This window comes from Xanthomonas cannabis (genome assembly GCF_040616535.1).
Classification (GTDB): Bacteria; Pseudomonadota; Gammaproteobacteria; order Xanthomonadales; family Xanthomonadaceae; genus Xanthomonas; species Xanthomonas cannabis.
On sequence record NZ_CP136580.1, the window covers coordinates 2,398,746 to 2,424,926 of the forward strand.

At 66.9% G+C, this 26,181-nt stretch carries 23 protein-coding genes and 1 other RNA gene; 15 read left to right on the forward strand and 9 right to left on the reverse strand.

From position 1 onward, the window contains the following. Positions 1-87: 87 nt before the first annotated feature. Complete coding sequence (locus RZV17_RS10215; protein ID WP_355609074.1) at positions 88-978, reverse strand: SDR family oxidoreductase; 891 nt, start codon at positions 976-978, stop codon at positions 88-90. Between the two features lie 217 nt (positions 979-1,195). On the opposite strand from RZV17_RS10215, the gene RZV17_RS10220 reads away from it, so the two are divergent. From RZV17_RS10220 to RZV17_RS10235, 4 genes are all read left to right on the forward strand, one after another. Beyond that, the gene (locus RZV17_RS10220) at positions 1,196-2,533 is read left to right on the forward strand and encodes a cytochrome P450 (RefSeq protein WP_355603133.1); all 1,338 of its coding nucleotides are present in this window, start codon (positions 1,196-1,198) and stop codon (positions 2,531-2,533) included. Positions 2,534-2,646: 113 nt separating this feature from the next. Beyond that, positions 2,647-3,222, forward strand: a complete 576-nt coding sequence (locus RZV17_RS10225) for a DUF4142 domain-containing protein (RefSeq protein WP_355603135.1) — start codon at positions 2,647-2,649, stop codon at positions 3,220-3,222. Between the two features lie 3 nt (positions 3,223-3,225). Continuing rightward, positions 3,226-3,756, forward strand: a complete 531-nt coding sequence (locus RZV17_RS10230) for a hypothetical protein (RefSeq protein ID WP_355603137.1) — start codon at positions 3,226-3,228, stop codon at positions 3,754-3,756. A gap of 12 nt (positions 3,757-3,768) precedes the next feature. Continuing rightward, positions 3,769-4,938, forward strand: a complete 1,170-nt coding sequence (locus RZV17_RS10235; protein ID WP_355603140.1) for a zinc-dependent alcohol dehydrogenase — start codon at positions 3,769-3,771, stop codon at positions 4,936-4,938. 68 nt (positions 4,939-5,006) lie between these two features. On the opposite strand, the gene RZV17_RS10240 is transcribed toward RZV17_RS10235, so the two are convergent. After that, positions 5,007-5,783: an OBAP family protein gene (locus RZV17_RS10240; protein WP_166745025.1), complete on the reverse strand. Its 777-nt coding sequence runs from the start codon at positions 5,781-5,783 to the stop codon at positions 5,007-5,009. A 150-nt stretch (positions 5,784-5,933) separates the two neighbouring features. Here RZV17_RS10240 and xth point away from each other — a divergent pair, with 150 nt between their 5' ends. Beyond that, positions 5,934-6,977 (forward strand): exodeoxyribonuclease III, encoded by a 1,044-nt coding sequence (xth, locus tag RZV17_RS10245; protein WP_184440543.1) that lies wholly within the window; start codon positions 5,934-5,936, stop codon positions 6,975-6,977. 272 nt (positions 6,978-7,249) lie between these two features. Here the strand turns inward: xth and RZV17_RS10250 are convergent, their stop codons facing one another. Continuing rightward, a complete protein-coding gene (locus tag RZV17_RS10250) occupies positions 7,250-7,525 on the reverse strand; it encodes a membrane protein (protein WP_039403771.1) in 276 nt (91 codons plus the stop codon). A 193-nt stretch (positions 7,526-7,718) separates the two neighbouring features. Between RZV17_RS10250 and RZV17_RS10255 the strand changes: the two genes are divergently transcribed. Genes RZV17_RS10255 through RZV17_RS10265 form a run of 3 tightly spaced genes read left to right on the forward strand, consistent with a single transcriptional unit; the run spans position 7,719 to position 9,925 of the window. Next, complete coding sequence (locus RZV17_RS10255; RefSeq protein ID WP_355603143.1) at positions 7,719-8,972, forward strand: molybdopterin molybdotransferase MoeA; 1,254 nt, start codon at positions 7,719-7,721, stop codon at positions 8,970-8,972. Positions 8,973-9,009: 37 nt separating this feature from the next. Next, entirely contained in the window at positions 9,010-9,579 is a 570-nt protein-coding gene (locus RZV17_RS10260; protein ID WP_355603146.1) for a molybdenum cofactor guanylyltransferase, read from the forward strand. Beyond that, the gene (locus tag RZV17_RS10265; protein ID WP_104580633.1) at positions 9,563-9,925 is read left to right on the forward strand and encodes a hypothetical protein; all 363 of its coding nucleotides are present in this window, start codon (positions 9,563-9,565) and stop codon (positions 9,923-9,925) included. The genes RZV17_RS10260 and RZV17_RS10265 overlap by 17 nt, the downstream gene beginning before the upstream one ends. A 100-nt stretch (positions 9,926-10,025) precedes the next feature. Here RZV17_RS10265 and RZV17_RS10270 read toward each other — a convergent pair. Together RZV17_RS10270 and RZV17_RS10275 are read right to left on the reverse strand one after the other, a co-directional pair. After that, positions 10,026-10,099: non-coding RNA, sX9 sRNA (locus RZV17_RS10270), on the reverse strand. A gap of 92 nt (positions 10,100-10,191) precedes the next feature. Then, positions 10,192-11,196 (reverse strand): NAD(P)-dependent oxidoreductase, encoded by a 1,005-nt coding sequence (locus tag RZV17_RS10275; RefSeq protein WP_355603149.1) that lies wholly within the window; start codon positions 11,194-11,196, stop codon positions 10,192-10,194. A gap of 84 nt (positions 11,197-11,280) precedes the next feature. Here RZV17_RS10275 and RZV17_RS10280 point away from each other — a divergent pair, with 84 nt between their 5' ends. The 7 genes from RZV17_RS10280 (at position 11,281) to cobA (ending at position 22,124) form a co-directional block, all read left to right on the forward strand. Next, the gene (locus tag RZV17_RS10280) at positions 11,281-11,853 is read left to right on the forward strand and encodes an ANTAR domain-containing response regulator (protein ID WP_039403910.1); all 573 of its coding nucleotides are present in this window, start codon (positions 11,281-11,283) and stop codon (positions 11,851-11,853) included. 4 nt (positions 11,854-11,857) lie between these two features. Then, complete coding sequence (locus tag RZV17_RS10285; protein WP_184554355.1) at positions 11,858-12,937, forward strand: CmpA/NrtA family ABC transporter substrate-binding protein; 1,080 nt, start codon at positions 11,858-11,860, stop codon at positions 12,935-12,937. A 1,572-nt stretch (positions 12,938-14,509) separates the two neighbouring features. Then, complete coding sequence (locus RZV17_RS10290; protein ID WP_179456040.1) at positions 14,510-15,679, forward strand: NarK/NasA family nitrate transporter; 1,170 nt, start codon at positions 14,510-14,512, stop codon at positions 15,677-15,679. Positions 15,680-15,737: 58 nt separating this feature from the next. Beyond that, a complete protein-coding gene (gene nirB / locus RZV17_RS10295; RefSeq protein WP_233548935.1) occupies positions 15,738-18,155 on the forward strand; it encodes a nitrite reductase large subunit NirB in 2,418 nt (805 codons plus the stop codon). Further along, positions 18,152-18,517 carry a nitrite reductase small subunit NirD gene (gene nirD / locus RZV17_RS10300; RefSeq protein ID WP_179455799.1) on the forward strand — a complete coding sequence of 122 codons (366 nt, stop codon included), beginning with the start codon at positions 18,152-18,154 and terminating at the stop codon, positions 18,515-18,517. The genes nirB and nirD overlap by 4 nt, the downstream gene beginning before the upstream one ends. Beyond that, entirely contained in the window at positions 18,514-21,312 is a 2,799-nt protein-coding gene (locus RZV17_RS10305; protein WP_355603154.1) for a molybdopterin-dependent oxidoreductase, read from the forward strand. Before nirD ends, RZV17_RS10305 begins: the two co-directional genes overlap by 4 nt. A 65-nt stretch (positions 21,313-21,377) precedes the next feature. After that, positions 21,378-22,124 (forward strand): uroporphyrinogen-III C-methyltransferase, encoded by a 747-nt coding sequence (gene cobA / locus RZV17_RS10310; RefSeq protein ID WP_355609302.1) that lies wholly within the window; start codon positions 21,378-21,380, stop codon positions 22,122-22,124. Between the two features lie 56 nt (positions 22,125-22,180). Here cobA and RZV17_RS10315 read toward each other — a convergent pair whose 3' ends face one another. The 4 genes from RZV17_RS10315 to RZV17_RS10330 are packed head-to-tail and all read right to left on the reverse strand — an operon-like array spanning position 22,181 to position 26,179. Further along, entirely contained in the window at positions 22,181-23,215 is a 1,035-nt protein-coding gene (locus tag RZV17_RS10315) for an acyltransferase (protein WP_355603157.1), read from the reverse strand. Between the two features lie 38 nt (positions 23,216-23,253). Continuing rightward, complete coding sequence (locus RZV17_RS10320; protein WP_355603160.1) at positions 23,254-24,555, reverse strand: SAF domain-containing protein; 1,302 nt, start codon at positions 24,553-24,555, stop codon at positions 23,254-23,256. Beyond that, positions 24,552-25,133: a dTDP-4-dehydrorhamnose 3,5-epimerase gene (gene rfbC, locus RZV17_RS10325; RefSeq protein ID WP_355603163.1), complete on the reverse strand. Its 582-nt coding sequence runs from the start codon at positions 25,131-25,133 to the stop codon at positions 24,552-24,554. The genes RZV17_RS10320 and rfbC overlap by 4 nt, the downstream gene beginning before the upstream one ends. After that, entirely contained in the window at positions 25,130-26,179 is a 1,050-nt protein-coding gene (locus tag RZV17_RS10330; protein WP_039564450.1) for an NAD(P)-dependent oxidoreductase, read from the reverse strand. Before RZV17_RS10330 ends, rfbC begins: the two co-directional genes overlap by 4 nt. Between the last annotated feature and the right edge of the window lie 2 nt (positions 26,180-26,181).

Consider the following 26,181-nt stretch of genomic DNA (forward strand, 5'->3'; position numbering starts at 1 on the left):
AATGCTTGCGTTGGTGTGATTGCCTGGTAGAGGCCCCGATGCCGGCCGGTTCTCACCAGCGCGGCACCGGCTACTTCCGTCGCTGCATCAGCTTGCCTTGTGCTCGCCGTGCACGCGGCCACCTTCGCCCGGATGGAACAAGGTTCCCTTGGGATCGCGGGCCGGTGCGCCGCCTTGCTGCGTCTGTGCGCGCACCGCCGAAAGCCGGTCTGCCAGGCGCGGCATCAGCCGGGTGATGGCGATATTGGCACCTGCCATCAGGCCTACCTTGATGTCGCGACCGCCGTGTTCGGCGGCGTGCAATATGGCGTCGGCCACACGCAATGGCTCGATCAGGGGCGGCGGCAGTTGCGGTTCCTGGGGCATGTAATTGCGTGCGTGCTGGGGGTATGGGGTATCGACGGCGGTGGGCTGGATCAGCACCACCGAGACCGGCGATCCTGCGAGGTGTTCGAGCTCGATCCGCAGGCTGTCGGTGAAGCCCTTCACGGCATGCTTGGAGGCCGAATACAGGCCTTGCCACGGCACCACCGCCTCCGATGCCTCACTGCCCAGATTGATGAGCACGCCACCACTGGCCGCCAGCTGCGGCAATGCAATGCGCGAACCGTAGACAACGCCCCAGAAATTGATATCGAACATGCGGCGACCGTCGTGGTCGTCCACCTCCTGCAGCAAGCCGAAGATGGCCACGCCAGCGTTGTTGACCCAGGTGTCGATACGGCCAAAGCGTGCAAGCGCCGCATCCGCGGCGTGTTGCAGCTGCGCGGGGTCGGCCACGTCGGCGACCACCGCGATGGCCTGATGCCCCTGCTCAGTGAGCAGCGCGGCCACCTCCTGCAGGATGCCACTGCTGCGTGCAACCAGCACCACGCGGGCGCCGGCTTCGGCGGCGGCCAGTGCGGTGCATAGCCCGATGCCACTGGAGGCGCCGGTGATGAGAATGACTTGTTGATCGAGCGGGCGATGGGCGGCCATGGCGGGTCTCCTGCGGAAAGCAGTGACGCTAGGCAGACCCGGCGCAGCGCGCAGTGAAGCCAACCGGCTGCCTGGCCGGCGACGCGATGCGCCGCTAACACGCTGCTTCGGCGAGACGTGAAGCCGGCGCATGCGCCGCGTTCCGCACGCTGCGGCGGTTCACGCACTGCTAGCCAGGCAAACCGCAGCGTGGCCCGGTCATGCACAAGGACTCACGATGCCGTCGCCGACCACGCCGCACCAGTGCCCACAGGCACCGTTGTCAGATGTCACTCCACTCGATGCAGCCATCGCACAGGCACCCCGCTGGGATGTATTGCCGCAGTTGCTGCGCCATGGCTATCTGTTTGTCGGCAAACAATGCGACGCACTGGGCAGTGACGCGTTTGCCGCGCGGCTGGCATTGCGGCCGGTTGTGTTTGCACGCGGCCCGGATGCGGTTGCCACGTTCTATCATCCGGGGCGCTTCACGCGCGTTGCGGCGCTCCCACCTACGACCTTGCGCCTGCTGCAGGGCAAGGGCAGCGTGCAGCAGCTCGATGGCGATGCGCACCTGCACCGCAAGCAGTTATTCATGGCCGTGCTATCGCCGGCGCAGACCTCGCGCCTGGTCGATTGCTTTATGGATGAGTGGCAGCAGCAGGCCGGCAATTGGGCACGCAGCGCCTACGTCGTACTGCAGCACGAAGCCGGGCATGTGCTGTATCGCGCAGCGTGTCGCTGGGCCGGGTTGGCGCTGCACGGGCAGGACAGCCGCGCGATGGCACGCGATGTGGCGGCCATGATCGACGGCGCCGGTGCAGTCGGCCTGCGCTGGTTACGCGGCTGGCACGGTCGTCGGCGGGTCGAACAGTGGGTAGGGCGTAGCGTACGTAATCTGTGCCGGGCAAAAACCCCTGCGCAGTCGAGCATTGCAGCGGCCGTGGTGACGCACTGCGAGCTCGATGGCCAGCCAGTGAGTGAGGCCGTGGCCACGACCGAGCTGATCAATCTGCTGCGGCCGATTGTGGCGATTGCACGCTGGATCAGCTTTGCCGCGCTCGCGCTGCATGAAGACCCGACGTTGCGCCCGCGGTTACGCGCCGGCGAGGCGGGATTGCTGCAGAACCTGGTGCAGGAGGTGCGTCGCCACTATCCGTTCTTTCCGATGGTGGCGGGGCGGGTGCGCGTACCGTTCGAATGGCGCGGCCGGCCGTTCCGGCAAGGCGACCGGATGATGCTGGACCTGTATGGAAGCAACCACCACCCGGGCGTGTGGCGACAGCCGCATGTGCTGGACCCCTCACGTTTTCGGCAGTGGCAGGGCAGCGCGTTTGATTTTGTCGCGCAGGATGGTGGTGTGTTCGACCGCGACCATCGGTGTCCCGGAGAGAACCCGACCATCTCGCTGCTGATGGCGGCGGTGGATGCATTGGCCGCCAGCGACTACGTGCTGCCGGCGCAGGACCTGCGTTATCCCCTGAACCGCTTCCCGAGCCAGCCGCGCAGCGGCATGGTGCTCAGCCATTTCCAGCCGGGCGACAGACGCACACCGCGCGACCTTCATGCCGTGTGAGGACGCAGTGCGGCGCAGCAACATTCCTTCGCCACATTGCGACGCGGGCGCGACGACCGAGTCACGTCATGCGGTCCAGCATGACAGGCACCTCATCCAGCTGGAGTTTTGCCATGAAGACACGTCGCCCGCTTTTCGCCCTGATGGCGCTGTGCGCCGGCATCAGTCTCTCTGCCCACGCGCAGGACACGGCGCCCGGCGCCAGGCCATCCGCTCAGCAGCCGACCGGCACCGCCGCGCCGAGCGAGGACGAGCGCGAGGCGCTGGGCATGTTGAGCGCGATCAATCTTGGCGAAATCAATGCGTCCAACCTTGCGTTGCAGAAACAGGTACAGGGCGGCGTGCGCGATTATGCAACCCGTATGGTCAATGAGCACACCGACAACAACCAGAAGATCGCCAAATGGCAGCCCGACACCTCGGCGATGGGCGCCAAGTTGCAGATGACCAAGTCCAAGGCCGAGCTAGGCAAGTTGCAGAAGCTCGAAGGCGATGCGTTTTCGACCGCTTATGTGACGGCCATGGTCAAGGACCACACCGATGCGCTGGCCGCGCTCGACAAGAAGCTGATCCCCGATGCCACCTCGCCGCAGGTGCGTCAGCACCTGCAGACCACCCGTCATCATGTGGCCGATCATCTGGCCGACGCCAAGGCCTTGCAGGCCGGCACCAAGGGCGGAGCCCGCTAAGTCATGTCTGTATCGACGCTCAACCCTGTCATCGTCGACGGCGACGGCACGCGGATCGCGCGCAGCATGACCATCCGTGCCGAGCCGCACCAGATCCTGGATGCCTGGTGCGACGCCAATGTGCAGCAAGCGCTGTTGCAGGGAGCTGCAGACCTGGTGTCCGGCGACGGCCATGCGTCGCGCTGGACGCTGTATGCACCGTTGCATCAGCAGTTGGCGGTCGAGCTGCGGCGCGGCGAAGCGCGCATGGGCGAATCGGTGCGCTACGAGGTTGAGGGCGAGCATGGGCTGCGGCTGGACATCTTGTTGCAGGTACAACCGGCGCGCGGACGCGAGGGCTGCGAGGCCATATTGACCCTGCAGTACGCCGTGGATGGGGTCATCGCGCAACTGCTGACCAAGCTGGTGAACCCGGCACCGTACGTCCTGGCTGGAAAGGGCCTACGCCGCCTGCGTGCATGGCTGGAAGCCGGCGAGATGCCCAGCTTGTTGCATACCCCGTCGGCGCGCGGCAGCGCGCACCCCACTTCCTGAGGAGGCTACTCCGTGCGAGCGCTTTGCTGGAACGGTGTCAACGATTTGCGCGTGGAAACCGTGCCCGATCCGGTGCTGGTCAACCCACGCGATGTCATTCTGAAAGTGGGGCTCACCACCACGTGCGGATCGGATCTGCATTTCATCGATGGCTATCTGCCCACCATGCGCGAGGGCGATGTCATCGGCCACGAGTTCATGGGTACGGTGGTCGAGGTCGGGCGTGCGGTGAAGCATGTGCGCGTCGGGCAACGGGTGGTGGTGCCGTCGTTTATTTCCTGCGGCGGCTGCTGGCATTGCGAGCGCAAGGAATTCTCGTTGTGCGACAACACCAACCCCAACTGGGACCTGCAGGAGCCGCTGTTGGGCCATCCCACTGCCGGGATATATGGCTACACGCACGCGTTCGGGGGATATGCCGGCTCGCATGCCACCTATATCCGCGTTCCGCATGCGGACGTGGGTTGTTTCGAGGTGCCTGACGGCATCTCCGATGAAGACGCCTTGTTTCTGTCCGATGCCGGTCCCACCGGTTTCATGGGCGCGGACTTCTGCGATATCCAGCCCGGCGATACGGTTGCGGTCTGGGGCTGCGGTGCGGTGGGGCTGATGGCGATGCAGAGCGCGCGCATCCTGGGTGCCGAGCGCGTGATCGGCATCGACCGGCTACCGGAGCGCCTGGCGATGGCGCGCGACGTGCTGGGCCTGGAAGTGATCGACTACACGGCGGTCGACAGCGTGGTGGACGTGCTACGCGAAATGACCGCTGGCCGCGGGCCGGATGCGTGCATCGATGCGGTCGGCATGGAAGCCCATGGCACCGGCATCGGCCATGCGTATGACCGCGTCAAGCAGGCCTTGCATCTGCATACCGACCGCGGGCAGGCGCTGCGCGAGGCGATCCTGGCCTGCCGCAAGGGCGGCATTCTCTCGGTATTGGGCGTGTACGGGGTAATGGACAAATTTCCGCTGGGCGCCGTGATGAACAAGGGGCTCACGGTGCGTACCGCGCAGCAGCACGGGCAGCGGTATGTGCCCAGGTTGCTGGAGCTGGCGCAGGCCGGGCGGCTGAAGTCCGGCTTCTTGCTGACCCACAAGATGCCGCTGGTAGATGCCGTGCGCGGCTATGACATGTTCAAGCACAAACACGACGGCTGCGTGCGTGCGGGATTTGTTCCCTAGCTCACGCGCACCGCGCGTGCAGCGATCAGTCGCCCTGCCGCAGATGCAGCAGGGTTTTTTTGCTGGCGTCAGTGGCCGGCTACGTGTGCATCTGCATCCACAACGCCCGGGATGGCTGTTGCGTCGTTGAAGTGGCTGCGTAATGCGTCCACCCCGTGCTGCGGCTTTGCCAGCGGAGTAAGGTCCTGGCGATTGGCACGACGCTCGGCGGTAGAGACCGACGTGGCCCGATCACGCTGATCCATCAACGGTTGCTGCAACTCGCCATCGCGGTTGAACGACCAGGCCAGCATCGGCTCGCCAAGCGGAAGCGTATCGCCAGGCCCGCCATCCTTGCGCGAATGCCAGGTGTGCCAGGTCTTGCCGTAGCTATTGATCTTGCTACGCATCAGCTCCTTTTCCGCTACCAACGGCAGGTTGGGAGCGGACAGCTGGCCGGACAGGATTTCGCCATTGTGCGGATGCCAGAACGCCCGCTCCGGTTCGGGCAGCTGCGCAAACAGCGTTTCGGAGATGATGTACTCCACTCCGGTGAGATTGGCGCGGGCGGTGTTGCCGTCGTAGAGCGCACATTGCGCCAGGTCTTCGTTGACTTGCTGGCAGTAGTGATGCGCTTCCATCTGCTGGTCCGGCGCGTCCTTCATCGGATGGAAGCCCACCAGATAGATGTCGAGCTTGCCGACCGGTCCGTTGGGTTGCAGTACCTTGGCGCCGGCCTCCAGGACATTGGTCTTGGCGCTTTCCGGTGCGCCCGGCGGGGTGACCGACGGCGGACTGCGCGAACAGCTGGCGCATAGGGCAAGACCGATCAACAAGGCTGACTGTCGCATGGCAATCCAATACAGGTGAGTGTGCCCAAGCTAAGAGCGCCGACGGTGGGCACGACGTGAGCGCTGGCGGGCTGACGCGGCGCAGCTTCACCTCGCTTGAGCATCGGCTTCATGCGCTGGCCGCCATGCTGCGCGTTTACCACTGCGAGCACCGGCCGGCACGCCATGGCAACCACCATCCGCAAGATCGCCACGTTCAACGTCAACGGAATCGCCAGCCGCCTGCCGCATCTACTGGAATGGCTCAAGCGCGAGCAGCCTGACATCGTGGGCCTGCAGGAGCTGAAGGCGGTGCAGGAGGCGTTTCCGGAGCAGGCCATTCGCGACGCGGGTTACGGCGTGATCTGGCAAGGCCAGCGGGCCTGGAATGGAGTGGCGTTGCTGGCGCGCGGCGCCGACCCGGTGGAGATCCGCCGCGGCCTGCCATGGGACCCGGGCGACACGCAGAGCCGCTATCTGGAGGCGGCGATTCATGGCGTGGTGGTGGCCTGCCTGTATTTGCCCAACGGCAACCCGCAGCCCGGGCCCAAGTTCGATTACAAGCTTGCCTGGTTTGCGCGCCTGATCCGCCATGCGAAGACGCTGGTGGACCTGCCGCATCCGGTGGCCCTGATCGGCGACTTCAATGTGGTGCCCACCGATGCCGATATCTATGACCCCAAGGGCTGGCGCAAGGACGCCTTGCTGCAACCGGAAAGCCGCCAGGCCTACCAGACATTGGTGGAGCAGGGCTGGACGGACAGCCTGCTGGCCGTGCATGGCGACGCGCCGATCTATACCTTCTGGGATTATTTTCGGCAGCACTTCGCGCGCGATCGCGGTCTGCGTATCGACCATCTGTTGCTCAACCGCGCACTGGCACCGGGCCTGCAGGATGCCGGCGTGGACAAGTGGGTGCGGGCGCTGGAGAAGGCCAGCGATCATGCGCCGACCTGGATCAGCGTGCGCGTGCCCGATGCGATGCCTGAAGCGACTGTCGGCACGCAGGCAGCGCCGGCCGCACGCAAACGTGTGGCGGCGAAGAAAACGCCAGCGCGCAGGGCGGTAACGAAGAAGGCAACCAAGGCCGTTGCCAAGCGCGTGGCGAAGACTGCCGGTGCAGGCGCGGTGGCGAACAAGGACAAGGCCAGCAGTGCGCCTTCTGCCAAGGCTGCGCCCGCCCGCAAGGCGGCAGCGAAGAAGCGCACGCGTCGCGTCGGCACGTCGTAGCGAGATCGCGCAGGAAAGCGGTCGTCACTCGCTGCGGCGCACATCCGGAGCCAGCCACAGTCACTTCCTTACGAATGGTCCCCCACGCGTACCAATAAACGGTGACGCTGGCATGTCCATGCAGCGACGCAGCCGGGCGGGTGCCGCTGTTCGCCTACGGCTGCTGCTGTCTCCTTTGAGCGACGTTCAACCTTTGGGTTACATACGCGTGTTTCGATGCCCCAATCGGAGTACGCACACGCAGGCGCAGTGACTGACGCAGCCAACACCTTTCAATCAGCAAGGCCCAGTCGCCGCCGCTTGATCCGGTGCAACACAAAGCCGGTGATACCGGTCAGCAGGATCAGCGCATTGCTGACGATGAACACGGCATTGCCTACCAGATAGCTGTACAGAATGAACAGCACCGAGGCGCTGATCTGGCCAATGAACAACCAGCGTGACACGCCCTGCGCTTCATCGGACGTCCACTGCTTGTAGATCTGGCGAATCAGGGTGGCGATGAGGATGGCACTGGCCAGCCATCCGACGAGGTCGACGAAGTGCATGCGCTGTAATGGTGAGGAGATGCCGGTGACTGTGCGACGCGCGATGTAGGCAGCGCGTACGAGCAAGTTCAAGCGCGGCGCCTGTGCGCGCGACCCACGCAGTTCCGCGTGCACCCGGCCAGCCCGGCTGTACCGTCCACGCTGCAGCCCGGTATCCTAGCCGCCACGTCTCTCGGTCGGCAGTGCCTCGCTCATGATCAGCTACGCCGAAGCACTTGCCCTCGTGCAGCAGCAGGTCACCACGCTCGCCGGCGAGTGGGTGGACAGCGCCGCGGCCGAGGGCCGGGTGCTTGCGCAGACCCTGTCCAGCCCGGCCGAGCTGCCGCCTTTCGACAACAGTGCGATGGACGGTTTTGCCATCGCCACGGGTGGCCGTGGTGCAGCGGCCGGCAGCGCGCACGACGTGACCGGCATCGTTGCCGCCGGCGCCGATGCGGTCGATGTCGAGGCGGGCGCTGCGTGGGAGATCATGACCGGCGCCGGCATCCCCGCCGGCGCCGATGCGGTGGTGCCGATCGAGCAGGTGGACGTGTTGAGCCAGGTGGGCTCCGGCCTTGGGCGCATCCGTCTGCGCGCCGACGTGCGTGCGGGGCAGCATATCCGTCGCCGCGGCGAGGATGTGCGCCTGCAGGACGCGGTGATCAGTGCCGGTACCGTGCTGCGTGGTGCGCATCTGATGCTGCTGGCCGGCCTGGGGTGTGCGCAGGTCAAGGTGGTACGCCGGCCACGCGTGGCCTTGATCGCAACCGGGCGCGAGTTGATCAGCGACCCCACGCAGCCCTTGCAGCCCGGCCAGATCCGCGATGGCACCAGCAGCTACCTGCGCAGCCAGTTGCGCGCGGCGGGGGCGCAGCTGGTATGGCAGGGGCAGGTGGGCGATGACGATGCCGCGTTCGATGCCGCGCTGGTGCAGGCGCGTGGTGCCGGCGCAGATGTGATTCTGAGTACCGGTGCGGTGTCGCGCGGGCGTTACGACTTTGTTCCCGATGCGCTGGCCCGGCATGCGGCCAGCCTGCTGTTCCACAAGGTTGCGGTGCGCCCGGGCAAGCCGGTGCTGCTGGCGCGCTTTGGCGATGGCGTGTTGTATGTCGGGTTGCCGGGCAACCCGATGGCCAGCGCGGCGGGGCTGCGGTTTTTTGTCGAGCCGGCGCTGCGTGGATTGCTGGGCATGCCTGCCGAGGGGGGGCTACGCGTGGCGTTGGACGCCCCGATGCAGGCGCGGCCGATCTGGCGCCAGCACTTGCGTGCCCGGCTGCAGTGCAACGCAGCGGGCGTGCTGGGCGTGCACATCCTGCCGCAGCAGGAGTCGTTTCGGGTGGCGCCGTTGTTGCAGGCCAATGTCTGGGCGGTGCTGGAGCCGCAGGCGGATGCGGCCGCACCCGCCACCCATGTGGACGTCTTCGGGCTGGGGCATCTGCAGCCGGCGGCGCCGGTGCCCGTGTTGTGAAGCGGCCCGTGTCCATCCGTCTGCTTGTGCGCACTGCATGAGCGCGCTCCCTGCATGGACCGGCGTGGTGCTGGCCGGGGGGCGCTCCTCGCGCATGGGCCGCGACAAGGCCTTGCTGCCCTGGCATGGGCGTCCGCTGATCGCGCAGATGCAGGCCCTGCTGCGCGGCGCCGGGGCGCAGACGGTACTTGTCAGCGGCCTGCGCCCGGAGTACGACGGCATCGCCGATACGCAACCGGACCTGGGCCCGCTCGGCGGCCTGGCAAGCGTGATCGAGCGCGTGCCCGATGCGACCACGCTGGTGGTGGTGCCGGTAGACATGCCGCTGTTGTCCACGGCCTTGCTGGCGCGGCTGCTGGCGCCCTCAGCGCAGCGCTGCGTCACCTTCGAGGAGCAGATGCTGCCGATGCGGCTGGCTGTGGATACCCGTGTGCGCACGGCGTTAGCCGGGCTGATGGCAGGCGAGGCATCGTCACGTTCGCTGCGCGCCCTGCAGCGTTCACTGCAGTGCCATCGCCTTGCAGTCACCGCCAGCGAACGCGCCGCGTTCGTCAATTGCAATACGCCCGAGCAGTGGAGTCAGCTCATCCATGAAAATCCAGATTGACGGCCAGCACCTGCGGTTCCGTATCGACGAAGCCGAACTGGCCACCTTGCTCGCCGGACGCAGCGTCGAGAATCTGAGCCGCCTGCCGAGCGGGCAGGGTGCACGGCTGGTGCGGCACAGCGTGAGCCTCACCGGCGGCCATGCGGCGTGCAACTGCGCCACCGACCACTGGCAATTGCAGGTGCCGCGCGGTGCACTCGAAGAGCATGCGCGCCAACTGCCCAGCCGCGATGGGCTGAGCTTCCGTTTCGATGCGGGCGCCGGGCATGCCGAGCCGATGACGCTGCAGGTGACCTTCGACGTGGATGTGCGCGACAGTGCGCGCACGCGGTTTCCGAAGACGTAGCGGGCAGCTCAGCGGGTGCGCCTGTTGCCAGCCAGATAAGTCGACGAGCGGACCGGGGCAGTGCACAGGCATCCGACGCCTGCAGCGCTGCGGCCTGAGCGGCCAACAAAACGGCGTGAGCACTCGTCAGGTGGGTGCGGGCGGCGCGGGTGAACCGGAGTGCGGCTGGTCCCTGCGGCGTCCACGTACCGGCTGCTCAAGCCTGGCCGCTACGGGTGGGTCTTGTTGCGTGTTCTTGGGCGACACGCCTGCATGACGCGCGACGTTCACCCTGCCAGGCGCACACATGGCGTGCGGCAGAGGCCAGGCACGCGCTCGCAGGCAAGCCCGCCGGCTTTCAGCGCTGCTTCGATGGGCGCCGCCGCTGCGTCGTCGTAGCCCATGCCGCCGCGCAGCGCCACCACGTGCAAGCCATCGTTGGCCAGTTCCAGTAGCAAGGCCTGCTGTGCCCGCGCATCTGCCGGCAGCGCACGCCGCGTTGCATCGCGGCGCGCCAGCTCGAGCACGGCATCGGGTACATCGGCGGCAACCAGCAGCACGTCGGCCAGGTTCATCGCACGCAGCGCCTTCAAGGTCAGCAGCCCCGGGTCGCCGGGGCCGGTGCCGACCAGTTGCACGCTGCCGCGCTCAGGCACGGCGCCGGCATCGTCCAGGGCCGTGTTGAAGGCCACCTCGGCGGCGGCATCGTCGCCGGCCTGCAACAGCAGCGGCACCTGCCCGTCGATGACGCGATCGAACCAGCGCCTGCGGCGGTTCATATCGGGGAACTGGCTGCGGATACGCTCGCGATGACGCGCGAACAGAGCGGCAAACCGGCCAACCGATGCATCCAGCTCGCGCTCGAGCCGCTCACGCAGGCGACGCGCCAGCATCGGCGCGGCGCCGGCTGACGAAATGGCGATCACCAGCGGGTCGCGGTCCACGATCGCCGGCACCTGGTAGGTGGACAGCTCGGCATCGTCCACCACATTGACCAGGCGCTGACGTGCGCCGGCCGCTGCGGCCACGCGCTGATTCAGCTCGGTATCGTCGGTGGCGGCGACCACCAGCCACACCGTGTCGATCCACGCCGGATCGAACGTGCCCCCCAGTTGCTCGAAGCGCCCGGCCTGCATCAGTTCTGCAAGCTCTGGCGACAGTGCATGTGCATACAGGCGGATGTGCGCGCCGGCCTTGAGCAGCGCCAGCACTTTGCGCGTGGCGACCTCGCCACCGCCGATCACCAACACGGCGCGCCCCTGCAGATTTGCGAACAACGGAAACAACGGCATCAGACTCGCTCCGAAAGGATGACTCGCACCGACGGCATGTTGCATGGCACCATCGGCGCACGTCCACACGCCTCGCTGCCGCCAATGCGTGTTTTGCTCGTCAACGATACCGAAAAGCCCATCGGCGAACTGCGCCAGGCATTGACGCGCGCCGGCTATACGGTGCTCGACGATGTGGCCTCGGTCGGTGCGCTGTTGCACGCGGTGCAAAGCCAGCAACCGGATGTGGTGGTGATCGATGTGGATTCGCCCTCGCGCGACACGCTGGAGCAATTGTCGATGCTGCATGCCCATGCGCCGCGCCCGGTGGTGATGTTCTCCGGCGATGGGGACGATGCGCTGATCCACGCCGCCGTCGGTGCCGGCGTGACGGCATACGTAGTAGATGGCCTGGCGCCGGCGCGGCTGGCGCCGATCGTGCAGGTGGCGTTGGCGCGGTTTGCGCACGAAAGCAGCATGCGCAAACGCCTGGACGATGTGCAGCAGGCGTTGCAGGACCGCAAGCAGATCGACCGCGCCAAGGGCTTGTTGATGGAAAAACGCGGCCTCAGCGAGGCCGATGCATACGCTGCGCTGCGCCAGCAGGCGATGAAGCAGGGCGTCAAGCTGGCCGAGGTGGCGCGACGCATCGTGGCCATGGCCGAATTGCTGGGATGATGACATGAGCCAACCTGACGTTCCTGTGTTGCGCGTGGCCTACATGCCGCTGATCGACTGCGCCCCGTTGGTTGCCGCGCAGCGGCTGGGCCTGGACCGCGCGCATGGCCTGCACCTGGAGCTGCAGCGGCAAGCCTCGTGGGCCGGCGTGCGCGACCGCCTGCTGGCCGGCGAGGTGGATGCGGCGCATGCCCTGGCCAGCCTGGTGTACGCCATCGACCTGGGCATTGCCGGGCCGCAATGTCCGATGGCCTTATTGATGACGCTCAACCACAACGGCCAGGCGATCACCATGGCGCCGGGCCTGGCGCAGGCGCTGGCCAATGGCCAGACACTGCCGCAGGCACTGTCAGGGCTGGGTCGGCGCGCAGTGTTCGCGCAGACGTTTCCCACCGGCACGCACGCGTTGTGGCTGTACTACTGGCTGGCTGCAGGCGGGGTAGACCCGATGCACGATGTCGATGTGCTCACCATTCCGCCACCACGGATGCCCGAGGCATTGGCCAGTGGGCTGGTCGATGGGTATTGCTCCGGGGAGCCGTGGGCAGCGGTCGCGCAGGCGCAGGGCAGTGGTGCGCGGGTGATCCGCAGTGGCGAGCTCTGGCCTGGCCATCCAGAGAAGGTGCTGGCGTGCCGGCGCGAGTTCGCCGCCCTGCAGCCGGAGCTGACACAGCAGCTGACCGCCTGCGTGCTGGACGCCTGCCGCTGGCTGGATGCGGGGCCGGACAACCGGGCCCAGTGTGCGCAGTGGCTGGCCGAGCCGCAGCATATCGGGGTGTCGGCAGCGCATCTTGCCGCGTGCCTGGATGCCAATGCGGACGCCGATGCGGCCAACGTCGATGCGACGGCGCTGGCCTTCCATCGCGATGGCGCGGTCAACATGCCGTGGCTATCGGATGGCCAGTGGTTCCTGAGCCAGTTCCAGCGCTGGGGGTGGCACGACATCAAGGACGACGACCTCGCGCGGCTACGGGACATCCATCGCCTGGATAACTACCGCAGTGCCGCCGCGCGCATTGGCGTGGCAGTGCCGGAAGGCGATGACCGCCGCAATCGCTTGTTCGATACACCCAGCGACGACTGACAACCCGCGCGATGGTGACGCGCTGGAGTGGGGATCAGGACAGGGCGGATGCACTGCGACTTTGCTGCAGGGCCTTGCCCGCCCACCGTCGCGGGAGACGCTGCAAGTACGTCGCTGTAGCTCCGTGGCAGCATCCATGCCGCCACGGGTCCCGCGAAGGTGAGGCGCCGCGCCCTCGACCAGACTTGAAGATAGCCAAGTGATCGCGAGACGCACGATACAGTTGTCGCTACCTCATTGCTCAGTAACGGCGGATCAGGCGGAGAGCGGACCATCTGCGCCTTTGCTGCAGGCCCTTGCCCGCCCACCATCGCAGGACACGCCGCAAGTACATCCATGTAGCTCCTTGGCGGCATCCATGCCGCCAAGGGTCCTGCGACGGTGGGCGGGCAAGGGCCAGTGGAGATGGTCGCTGCGCAAAGTTTTCAACAACGGCAAGCCGCGACGCGCTACTCGCTCTCAAACAAAACCGCCAGCCAACTGTCTGGCGTGGTGTCCTCACCGATTGCGGGACCGTGTGGCGGCATGGATGCCGCCACCGAGCCTCCACGGACGGATTCACGGCGTGTCCCGCGAGCGGTGAGGGCGCCGCGCGCTCGACCAGGCGTGAAGATCGCCAAGCGCTCGCGAGACGCACGATGCAGTCGTCGCTGCCTGATTGCTCAATACTGGTGGATCAGGCAGAGAGCGGATCATCTGCGCCTTTGCTGCAGGGCCCTTGCCCGCCCACCATCGCAGGACACGCCGCAAGTACATCCATGTAGCTCCTTGGCGGCATCCATGCCGCCAAGGGTCCCGCGACGGTGGGCGGGCAAGGACCAGTCGAGATGGTCGGTGTGCAAGGATCTCAACCAGCGACCGGCAAGCTGGCGATGCGGTGAACTTTGCTTTTCAACAAAACCACCAACCAACCGTCTGGCGTGGTGTGCTCGCCGATTGCGGGACCGTGTGGCGGCATGGATGCCGCCACCGAGCCCCCATGGACGGGTTTACGGCGTGTCCCGCGAGCGGTGCGGGCACCGCGCCCTCGACCAGACTTGAGAATCGCCAAGCGCTCGCGACACGCACGATGCAGTCGTCGCTACCTGATTGCTCAATCCCGCGAGCGGTGAGGGCCGCGCCTTCGACCAGACTTGAGAATCGCCAAGCGCTCGCGATACGCGCGACGCACGCGATGCAGTCGTCGCCACCTGGCACCTCGCTGCCCGACGGCCACTGCACGGTCTTGGTGCATTACTGCACGAAAGCCGGGAATGGGAAGATGCAAGCGGCACTGCGGTGCCGCTGGAGAAGCCACGGGACTCTCACGCAAACTGACTATTTTTCAATCACTTGTGTTGCCGTGACGCCACGGTGAATAAGTTGGCACGCTGATTGCGTAGCACTCACGTGCAGGTGCAACGGCGTGCCTGCAACAACACGTACACGGTGCAGCGGTTCAACGGCGACCCGCACGCATCCAGGACAACGGCGTCCTTCCGGTTTACCGGAGGGGCGCCGTTTTTTTTGGCCATCGCACTCGAAGAGGTCTCCATGCAGCGCTCGTTCTGGCGATCCGGGCACACGCCCACCTTGTTCGCATCCTTCCTGTATTTCGACCTGAGCTTCATGGTGTGGTATCTGCTGGGACCACTGCAGGTGCCGATTGCGCAATCGCTGGGGCTGGACACGCAGCAGCGCGCCCTGATGGTGGCGGTGCCGATCCTGTGCGGCGCGGTCTTGCGCCTGGTGCTGGGCATGTTTGCCGACCGCATCGGGGCAAAGCGTGCCGGCGTGATGGCGCAGCTTGCCGTGATCGCGGCCTTGTTCGGTGCCTGGCAGTTGGGCGTGCAGAGCATGGGCCAGGTGCTGCTGCTGGGCGTGTTGCTCGGTATCGCCGGCGCTTCGTTTGCGGTGGCATTGCCGTTGGCATCGCGCTGGTATCCGCCCGAGCATCAGGGTACTGCGATGGGCATTGCCGGCGCCGGCAATTCCGGCACGGTGCTGGCGGCATTGTTCGCACCGATGCTGGCGGCAGCGTTCGGCTATCAGAACGTGTTCGGGCTGGCGTGCATCCCGTTGGTGCTGACGTTGATCGTGTTTGCTTCCATCGCCAAGGAGGCGCCCACGCCAGTGGCACGCAAGCAGTGGTCCGACTACGGGCGCGTGCTGGTGGGCAACCGCGATGCGTGGCGCTTCATGTTTTTCTACGCGATCACCTTTGGCGGGTTCTCCGGCTTTGCCAGCGCGCTGCCGGGCTACTTCCACGACCAGTTCGACTTCGATGCGCGTACCGCCGGCTGGGCGACCGCGGCCTGCGTGCTGGCCGGGTCGGTGATGCGGCCGCTGGGCGGGGTGATTGCCGATCGCGTCGGCGGTACCCGCGCCTTGCTGGCGGTGTATCTGCTGGTGGCCACACTGGTGGGCATTGCCGGGTTTGGTGCAGGCGGCGCCACCATCACGCTGGCGTTGTTCGTGCTGACGTTGCTGTGCCTGGGCGCCGGTAATGGCGCGGTGTTCCAGCTGGTGCCGCAGCGGTTCGGTCAGGAGATCGGCGTGATGACCGGGTTGATCGGCATGGCTGGCGGCATTGGCGGCTTTGCACTTGCCGCCGGGTTGGGCGTGCTCAAGCAGCACACCGGCAGCTATGCCCTGGGCATGTGGCTGTTTGCCGCGTTCGCACTCGGCGGCTGGGGCTTGCTGGCTGGCGTCAAGACCCAGTGGCGCAGCGAATGGTCCACCGCCGGCGCGGCACGCGTCTGACATGTCGACAGGAATCCAGGCAATGAAGCAACCCAGATTGGTCGTCATCGGCAACGGCATGGCCGGCATCCGCACGGTGGAAGAACTGCTCAAGCTGATGCCGGGCATGTACCACATCACCGTGTTCGGCGCCGAGCCGCATCCCAACTACAACCGCATCCTGCTTTCACCGGTGCTGGCCGGCGAGCAGGAGTTCGACGATATCGTGTTGAACCCGCTGCAGTGGTACCGCGACAACGGCATCCAGCTGCATCTGAACACCGAAGTCACGCGCATCGACCGGGTGCGTCGCCGCGTGATTGCCGCCGATGGCACCGAGGCCGAATACGACCGGTTGTTGATCGCCACCGGCTCGGTTCCGTTCGTGCTGCCGGTTCCGGGCAATGACTTGAAAGGCGTCATCGGGTATCGCGATATCCAGGACACCCGCACCATGATCGACACCGCGCGCACGAAGCAGCACGCGGTGGTGATCGGCGGCGGGCTGCTGGGCCTTGAGGCGGCCAATGGCCTGAAGCTGCGCGGCATGGACGTCACCGTGGTGCATCTGGCCGGCTGGTTGCTGGAGCGCCAGCTCGACCCGGTGGCCGGCAATCTGCTGCAGCAGGCGCTGCGTGCACGCGGGCTGGAGTTCCGCCTCAACACCGCCACCAGCGCGTTGCTGGGCAATGCGCAGGGCGAGGTGATCGGGGTGAAGTTTGCCGATGGCAGCGAGATTCCGGCCGATCTGGTGGTGATGGCCGCCGGCATCCGCCCCAATACGCGGCTGGCCGAAGAGGCCGGCATCCACTGCTCGCGCGGCATCGTGGTCAACGACAGCCTGCAGAGCTTCGACCCGCGGGTGTACGCGGTGGGCGAGTGCGCCAACCATCGCGGCATTGCCTACGGCCTGGTGGCGCCGTTGTTCGAGCAAGCCAAGGTGTGTGCGAACCATCTGGCGCAGTTCGGCATCGGCATCTATCGCGGATCGGTGGCCTCGACCAAGCTCAAGGTCACCGGGATCGATCTGTTTTCTGCAGGCGATTTCATGGGCGGCGATGGCTGCGAAGAGATCGTGCTGTCCGACCCGGCCGGCGGCGTCTACAAGAAGCTGGTGATCCGCGACGACGTACTGGTGGGGGCGTGCCTGTACGGCGACACCAGCGATGGCGGCTGGTACTTCAAGTTGCTCAAGGACGGCACGCCGATCCAGGCGCAGCGCGACCAGTTGATCTTCGGCGAGAGCGCGTTGGGCGACGCCGGAACCGGCGGCCAGGACCGCGCCAGCGTCATGGCTGACAGCGACGAGGTCTGCGGGTGCAACGGCGTGTGCAAGGGCACGATCGTCAAAGCCATCAGCGAGCAGGGGTTGTTCACCGTCGATGAGGTGAAAAAGCACACCAAGGCGGCCAGCTCCTGCGGTTCGTGCACCGGCTTGGTCGAGCAGATCCTGATGAATTGCCTGGGTTCCAACTTCCAGGAAACCCCGAAGACCAAGGCCGTGTGCGCGTGCACCGATCTGAGTCATGGCGAGGTGCGTCGCGCCATCCGCGAGCACAAGCTGCTCACCCATGCGCAGGCCTACGCCTTCATGGAATGGCGCACGCCCAACGGCTGCGCCACCTGCCGGCCGGCGATCAACTACTACATGCTCTCGACCTGGCCGCATGAAGCCATCGACGACCCGCAATCGCGTTTCATCAACGAGCGTGCGCACGCCAACATCCAGAAGGACGGCACGTTCTCGGTCATTCCGCAGATGAAGGGCGGGGTGACCAATGCGGGCGAGCTGCGCCGCATTGCCGACGTGGCCGACAAATACGCGGTGCCGATGGTCAAGGTCACCGGTGGCCAACGTATCGATCTGCTCGGGGTCAAGAAGGAAGATCTGGTGGATGTGTGGCGCGATCTGGGCATGCCCTCCGGTCACGCCTACGGCAAGTCGATCCGCACGGTGAAGACCTGCGTGGGCAGCGAGTTCTGCCGCTTCGGCACGCAGAACAGCACGCAGATGGGCATCGACCTGGAAACCATGCTGGCCAACATGTGGAGCCCGCACAAGGTGAAGCTGGCAGTGTCCGGTTGCCCGCGCAACTGCGCCGAATCCGGCATCAAGGACGTGGGCATCATCGCGGTGGACTCGGGCTGGGAACTGCACGTTGGCGGCAACGGTGGCATCAAGACCGAAGTGGCGCGCTTCCTGGTCAAGGTGAGCACCGCCGAGGAAGTACGCGAATACACCGGCGCCTTTCTGCAGCTGTATCGCGAGCAGGCTTATTACCTGGACCGCACCGTGCACTACATCGCGCGCGTCGGCCTGGATTACATCCGCGCGCAGGTGGTGGACGACGCGGCCAACCGGCGTGCGCTGTACGAGCGGCTGCTGTATTCGCTCGAAGGCCTGGTCGACCCGTGGAAGGCGCGCATCGCCGGCGAGCGCCGGCAGGAATATCAACCGCTGCGCATTGCCGCGCCGGCCGCCACGGTGGAGGAATGAACATGCCGCACGACGCATGGGTGCGCGTGTGCGCCTTGCAGGATTTGCCGACGCTGGGCGCGCGCGTGCTGGAGGTCGAGGGCCTGCCGCCGATCGCCATCTTCCGCACCGCCAGCGACCAGGTGTTCGCGTTGCGCGACCGCTGCCCGCACAAGGGGGGGCCGCTGTCGCAAGGCATCGTGGCCGGCGACACCGTGACCTGCCCACTGCACGGCTGGGCGATCGCGCTGCAGAGCGGGCAGGCCTGCGCACCGGACGTGGGCTGCGCGCCGCGCTACCCGATCAAGGTAGAGTCCGACGCGGTGTGGATCGTGCTGCAGGCGGTGGCGCAGCCGGACGCCGTTGCCGAGCCGGCCGCATGAGCGAAGGCCTGCAGCCGCCGTCGCCCGCCACCGCAGCCCTGCCGCAAGGGGCTGCGCCGATGCATCGCATCACGCGCTCGACCTGTTGCTACTGCGGGGTGGGCTGCGGTGTGCTGATCCACAGCGAGCACGACGCCGATGGCGAACGCATCGTCGGGATCGAAGGCGAGCCGCTGCATCCTGCCAACCGCGGGCGTCTGTGCAGCAAGGGCCTGGCGCTGCCGCAGACGGTGGCGAGCACGCAGGGGCGGGTTGTCGCGCCGGAGCTGCGCCGTCATCGGCAGGCTCCACGTGCACCGGTGAGCTGGGATCAGGCGCTGCAGCATGTCAGCAGCAAGCTGGCGGCGATCGTGCAGGAGCATGGCCCCGATGCCGTGGCGTTCTATCTGTCGGGGCAGTTGCTCACCGAGGACTACTACGTCTTCAACAAGCTGGCCAAGGGCCTGCTCGGCACCAACAATATCGACACCAATTCGCGCCTGTGCATGTCCAGCGCGGTCACCGGTTACAAGCTTGCGCTCGGCGCGGACGGCCCGCCGACCTGCTACGACGATCTGGAGCTGGCACAGACGGTGCTGTTTGCCGGCAGCAATATGGCGTACGCGCATCCGGTGCTGTTTCGCCGGCTCGAAGACGCACGCGCACGCAACCCGGACATCCGCTGGATCGTGATCGACCCGCGGCGCACCGATACCGCGGCCATGGCCGACCTGCACCTGGCCATCGAACCCGGCACCGACGTCGCCTTGTTCAACGGCATGCTGCACCACCTGATCTGGGAGGGTCTGGTGGATGCGCATTTCGTTGCGGCGCATACGGATCAGTTCGATGCCCTCAAGCGAATGCTGCGCGAATACACCCCGCGCATGAGCGCCGAGATTTGCGGGATCTCGCACGAAGACCTGGTGCAGGCGGCCGAGTGGTTCGGGCGCAGCCCGGCGGCGTTGTCGCTGTATTGCATGGGCTTGAATCAGTCGGCGCACGGCACCGACAAGAATCTGGCGTTGATCAACCTGCATCTGGCCACGGCGCAGATCGGCAAGCCCGGCGCCGGGCCGTTTTCGTTGACCGGCCAGCCCAATGCGATGGGCGGGCGCGAAGTGGGCGGCATGGCGACGATGCTGGCCGCCCATCGCGAGATCGGCAATGCCGAGCATCGCGCGGAGGTGGAACACCTGTGGGGCGTGCCGGCCGGACGCATCTCGCCGACCCCCGGCACACCGGCGGTGCAGTTGTTCGAGCGCCTGCGTACCGGCACGCTGAAGGCGGTGTGGATCGTCTGCACCAACCCCGTGCATTCGATGCCGGAGGTGGCCGGCATCCGCGCCGCGCTGGAACAGGCCGAGCTGGTGATCGTGCAGGACGCGTTTTTTGGCACCGACACCGTGCCGTATGCCGACATCCTGCTGCCGGCGGCCAGCTGGGGCGAGAAGGACGGCACGGTGACCAACTCCGAACGCCGCATCACCCGCGTGCGCAAGGCCGTGGAGCCGCCGGGCCAGGCGCGTGCGGACTGGTGGATCGCCAACGAGGTTGCGCGACGGCTGGAAGCCCGGCTGGCGCCGGCAACCGGCGCGGGGCTGTTCGCATTCGACAGCACCGCGCAGATCTTCGATGAGCACCGTGCGTTGACGGTGGGGCGCGATCTGGACATCGGCGGGCTGGATTACCCGCAACTGGACAACGGCCCGCAGCAATGGCCGTTTCCTGCCGGCGCTGCGCATGGGCAGGCACGACGCTATACCGATGGCGTGTTCGCCACTGCCAATGGCCGCGCGCAGTTCCATGCAACGCCGTATCGCAAGGTGGCCGAAGCCACCTCGGCACGCTTTCCGATGCGCCTGCTCACCGGCCGCCTGCGCGACCAATGGCATGGCATGTCGCGCACCGGTCGCGTGGCCGCTGCCTATGCCCACAGCCCCGAGCCAGCGCTACGCATGCACCCGGACGATGCCGCACGGCGCGGGCTGGTTGCGGGCGAGCTGGTGCAGGTGGCCAGCAAGCGCGGTGCGCTGGTGCTGCCGCTGGAACTGTCGGACGAATTGCGCTCCGGCACGGTGTTTGCGGCAATGCACTGGAGCGGGCAGGCGTTGTCCAGCGGCGGCATCAACGAGGTCAGCACGCCGGCGGTGGATGCGCGCTCGCAGCAGCCCGAGCTCAAGCATGCGGCGGTGCGAGTGGAAAAGGCGGTGTTCGGCTGGCATCTGCTGGCCGCACGCCGTGGCGATGCGTTGGCGTTGCACCAGGCGCTGCAACCGCTGCTGCGCGAGTGCGGCTATGCCAGCCTGCGCCTGCATGCCGAAGCGCCGAGCGACGGTGGCGGCGAGTGGGCGGTCCTGCATGCTGCCTGCGAACGCGCACCCGAGACGGCGTGGATCGAGCGCCTGGTGGCGGCGCTGCAACTGCCAGCCGGCGCCGACGTGCTGGAATACCGCGATCTGCGCCGTGGGCTGATGCGCCGGGTCGGCTGGCGGACCCAGGACGGGCACAGCCATATCGATGGCCTGTTGCTCATCGCAGCCCAGCCCAGTGACGCCAACCAGGCACTGCTGGCCACCGCATTGGCCTGCAAGCCGTGGCGCGCGGCGCGGCTGGCGGTATTTGCGCAGACGCCGGTCGCGCCCAGCGACCCGATCGTCTGCACCTGCATGAACGTTGCGGCGTCGGCGATCCACGCCGCCATCGACGACGGCGCCGATGTGGCGCAGCTCAAGCAACGGCTCGGCTGCGGCACCGTCTGCGGCTCGTGCGTTCCGCAACTGACCCGGCTGTGCCGGCAACCGCGGCTGGCCTGATGCACCTCCACCCTCCACACACTGCGAGATCTCCTATGTCCGTCATTCCTTCCTGCGCGCGTGATGTGGTGTTGTTGTCCGCCGGCCCCGGCGATCTGGACCTGCTGACCATCAAGGCGGTCAAGGCACTGGCCTCGGCACAGGTGCTGCTGCTCGACGACCTGGCCAACCCCGACATCGTGGAACTGGCACCGCAGGCGCGGGTGATCCGCGTGGGCAAGCGCGGCGGTTGCCGCTCCACGCCGCAGGAGTTCATCTGCCGGCTGATGCGGCGGTATGCGTTGCAGGGATTGCGCGTGGTGCGGGTCAAGGGCGGTGACGCATTGTTGTTTGGCCGTGCCGGCGAAGAGATCGGTTTCTTGCGCCGCGCCGGCGTGGGCGTGCAGGTGATCAACGGGGTGAGCGCGGCGTTTGCGGCAGCGGCGGCGCTGGACGTCTCGCTGACCCATCGCAGTCACTGCCACGGCATCAGCTTCGTCACGGCGCACACCCACGACCATGGCGAGCCGAACTGGGGCGCGCTCGCTGCCAGCGGCACCACGCTGGGCATCTACATGGGTTTGCGCCGCGCCGATGCCGTGGCCACGGCATTACTGGCGCATCTGCCGGCCAGCACGCCGGCTGCCATCGTGCAGGCGGCAACGCGGCCGGAGCAACAACGCCGGCTCACCACGCTGGGAGAGCTCGGCGTTACCGCCGCCGCCATGCTGCCGGGCCTGCCGACCTTGCTGCTGGTGGGAGAGGCGCTGTCCGAGGCTTCTGCCGGGTGCGACGACCGCCTTGCTTCGATGCCGGAGCAGGCCGTTGGCTGAGCGGTGCGGGCACCGCAGGCGCGATGCTGCAAGGCGATTGCGAGCGTTGGCTCACGCTAGCGGCGCGCCAGCACGCGCTTGGCCCAGCGCAGTGCGACCCGCTCGTAAAGCAGGTGATACGCCACGCCCAGCAACAGCGCAGCGGCCACGCTCAGCAGCAGATTCACCGGCCAGCTCGCCAGCGCACCGAGGCGCCGGGTGGCACGCGCCACCAGCGACATCAGCGGCATGTGCACCAGGTAGATGGAGTAGGACGCATTGCCGAGCAACAGCAGCGCTGGCCCCACGCGCAGCCAGCCGCGCCATTCCGCACGCACCAGCACCACCAGGGCACCGGCCACTGCCAGGCCGAACAGCGGCGAGTGGGCGCGCTGCAGCCCGCTGCCGACGAAGCACCACAGCGCCACCACCGCGATCGCACCGCCAGCCCACACCGGCCAGCGTGCGGTGCCGAGCGTTGCCCGTGCAGCCAACAGACCGAACACGAACTCCAGCGTGATCGGGTGCAGCAGCAACGCGCGCCAGGACAGATCGACGGGCTGCTCGAACGGTGCACCGGCAACATGATGGAGCGCAACGAGCGCGGCCCATGCCAGCGCGCAGCGCAGCGGGTAGCCGCTGCGAAAGAACAGCCACGCCAGCGCATAGAACATCAGCTCGTAACTCAGCGTCCACGCAACGCCCAACGCGGATTGGCCGTGTACCGGCAGCAGGCTGAGCGTGGCCAGCCACGACCAGCCCATCTCGCCGCTGTCCCAGGCCGGACGCAGCGTGTAGGCCAACGCCAGCGCAAGGCCGACCGGCCAGTACGGCAGATAGATCCGGGTGAGGCGGCTGCTGGCGTAGTCGCGGCTCCAGCCCGGCGTGTGGGTACTGGCGTGGTTGACGTAGTAGAGGATGAAGCCGGATAGCACGAAGAAGAAATCCACGCCCAGATAGCCGTGCGCCAGCGCGGCGGCTACGGCAGCCGGCAATGGCTCCACCAGATGCGTGGTCGGCAGCACGCTATGACTGAGCACCACCAGCAGCGCGGCCAGTGCGCGCCCGGCCTGCAGGAGGCGGAGGGTGGGGCGGGCGGGAAGGGACACCATCGCGAGCGGCAGCGCAGGTGCGGGAGGCCCGCCTGCGGTCAGGCGGCCGGCACGGCAGCGTTGCCGAACATGTCGGTCTGCTCGGCGCGCAGGCGGTCGATCAGACGGTGCCCGGGAAGCTGCACATCGTCGTAGCTGAGCACCTGGTCCTTGCGCACCGCATGGCGCAGCACGCAGCCTTCGGCCACGCCCATCGGCAGCAGCCGCGCCCCTGCGGTGAGGTCGGCACGCTCGCACTGGCCGTAGCTCATGTAACCGCCCAGCCCGTCGATGATCTCGCCCGCGGCAAGGTCGCGCTTGGCGGTGGCGACCACCTCGACCAGGGGCGCCCCCAGCGGCTGCAACACCGCATCGCCCATCAACACCACGCGCGCAACCGACAACGGCACCTCGAAGTGGCACAGGTGATACGGCGTATAGAAGCTGTACAGCGGGCCTTCGCCGAGCTTGTAGAGATTGAGATAGTGCCGCTGCCTGGCATCGTCGTGGCTGGCCAGCACGAACACGCCCGGCGAGGGCAGGGCGCCGACCACGTAATCCACCGCGCCTCCGGCTGCGCGCAAGGCGTCGATGTCGTAGCGCGTGGTCAGCTCGTCCACATGCCCGCGGTGCGTGTAGCCGGTCATGCCACGCTGAAGGATCGACATGCCGGTGCCATTGGCCACGATGGCCTGTTCGAAACTGATCTTGGTGCCGTCGGCGAAGCTGGTCACCATGTGCGGGTCCTGCCCCCACTGCGCCGCAAATGCGGCTTGCGTGGCCGGGGTGCGATACGGGTCCTGCAGTCCCTTGATGTTGCCGCACAGCAACGGGGTCAGGCCGATCGAGCGCACGAAGCGGTACAGGTTCATCTGTACGCCCGGCTGGTCGCCATCGCAGGCACTGAAGATCACCCCGGCCGCGTCGGCCTTGCGCTTGAGCAGCGGGCCGACGGTGCCATCGAGCTCGGCATTCATCGTGACCATATGGCGGCCGTTGGCGATCGCGCCCAGGCTGATGCGGGCGCCATAGTCGATGGCGCCGGTGGCATCGATCAGGCAATCCAGGCCGGCGCATTCGTAGACCAGTGCCGGGTCGTCGGTGACGGCCGGGATGCCGGCAGCGATCTGGCGCTGCAAGGCGCTGGCGCCATCGACCAGCTGCGCCTGTTGGCCGGCCTGCCGATAGGCCTCCAGCGCTTTGTCCACGCTGCGGTTGCAGATCACCGCCACGCGCATGCCCGGTACTGCGTGGGCGATCTGGTTGACCAGCCCGCGCGCCATGAAACCGGCGCCGTACAACCCCACCTGCAACGGGCGCCCGGCGGCTGCACGCGCCTGCAACAAGCGATCCACGTTCATGCGCGCTCCTGCGCGGTGAGCCCGGCCAGCAGGGGAATGCCGTGGGCCTGCGCATCGAAGTCCGGCCAGCCGGTGTCCTTGTCGGAGACGCACTGCGGTACGCGCGGCCAGCGCACGCCGATGCGCGCATCGTCCCAGCGCAGCCCGCGTTCGGCCTGCGGTGCATACATGGCACTGGCGAAGTACAGCGCTTCGGTCTGCGGCTGCAGGGTGATGAAGCCATGCGCAAAGCCGCGCGGCACATACAGCGCCAGACGGTTGTCGGCACTGAGCTCGGTGCCGTACCACTGCAGATAGGTGGGCGAATCCGGGCGCAGGTCGACGATGGCATCCCACAGCGCCCCGCCGATGCAGCGCACGATCTTGACCTCGGCGGCGGGCGGCAACTGGTAGTGCATGCCGCGCAAGGTGCCGGCTTCGGCATTGAACGAGTTGTTGACCTGGACGAACGCAGAGGCCAGACCGGCTTGCGCCATTTCATCGCTGCAGAACACCCGTGCAAACCAGCCGCGCGCATCGCCGCGCGGTTCCGGCGCGATCACGAACGCACCTGCCAGCGGCGTGGGGTGGAAGATCATGCCGCCGCCCTCAGGTCCGGGGCCAGCGTGCCCGCGTCGACCAACTGCTGCAGGATCCGCAGGCGAATGAAGTCCGAGTTCCGGCGAAAGTCGCGATCGTCAAAGCCGGCACGCTGCAGGTCGTCGCGCAGTTCGGTGATGGTGGAGCGCAGTGTCTCCTGCGGCTGATGCGCAGGCGCCAACCGTTCGAACAGGGAGAAATCCACCCGGTAGGAGCGGTTGTCTGCCGGTGCATCGGCGCAGATCGACACGCTTGCGCTGGGGAATGCCACACCCACGGCCTGGGCGAGATCGCGGATCTGCACGTTCCAGCGCTGCGCGCCCGCATTGACGAACAGGAACTGCCCACCGTTGTCCGGTGCGCGACGCGATGCCCAGTCGATGGCACGTGCCATGTCGCGCACGTGGATCAATGGCCGCCACGGCGAGCCGTCCGACAGCACCTCGACGCTGCCGTTGGCCACCGCACCGGCAACGAAATCGTTGAGCACCAGGTCCAGCCGCAGCCGTGGCGACGCGCCGCATGCAGTGGCAAAGCGCAGGCAGGTGATCACCATGCGGGTGTCCAGGCGCGCGAGCGCACGTTCGGTGTCGATCTTGGAGTGCGCATAGGCAGTCAGCGGGGCGACATCGCTGCGCTCGGACCGCGGCGTGCCATCGGCTGCTGCGCCATACACGCTGCAGCTGGACGCGAACACGAAATGCCCTACGCCCGCCTGCGCGGCGGCCTCGGCCACGGCGACGCTGGCACGGCAGTTGATCGCATCGGTGACCTGCTCGAAGCGCTTGCCCATCGCATCGTTGGAAATCGCCGCCAGATGCACCACCGCGTCGAACCCGCGCAGCTGCTGCGCATCGAGATCGCGCACGTCGCCGAACCACTGCTGGTCCAGCACCACTTCCGGCAGCCGTCGCGGGTCGGACAGGCAGTGCGCAAACCAGCCGCGGTCGATGCCGACCAGCCAGGCCTGCGGATAGCGCTGACGTAGGTGCGCGGCCACGACCGGGCCGATATAGCCCATGTTGCCGGTGATCAGAATGCGCATGC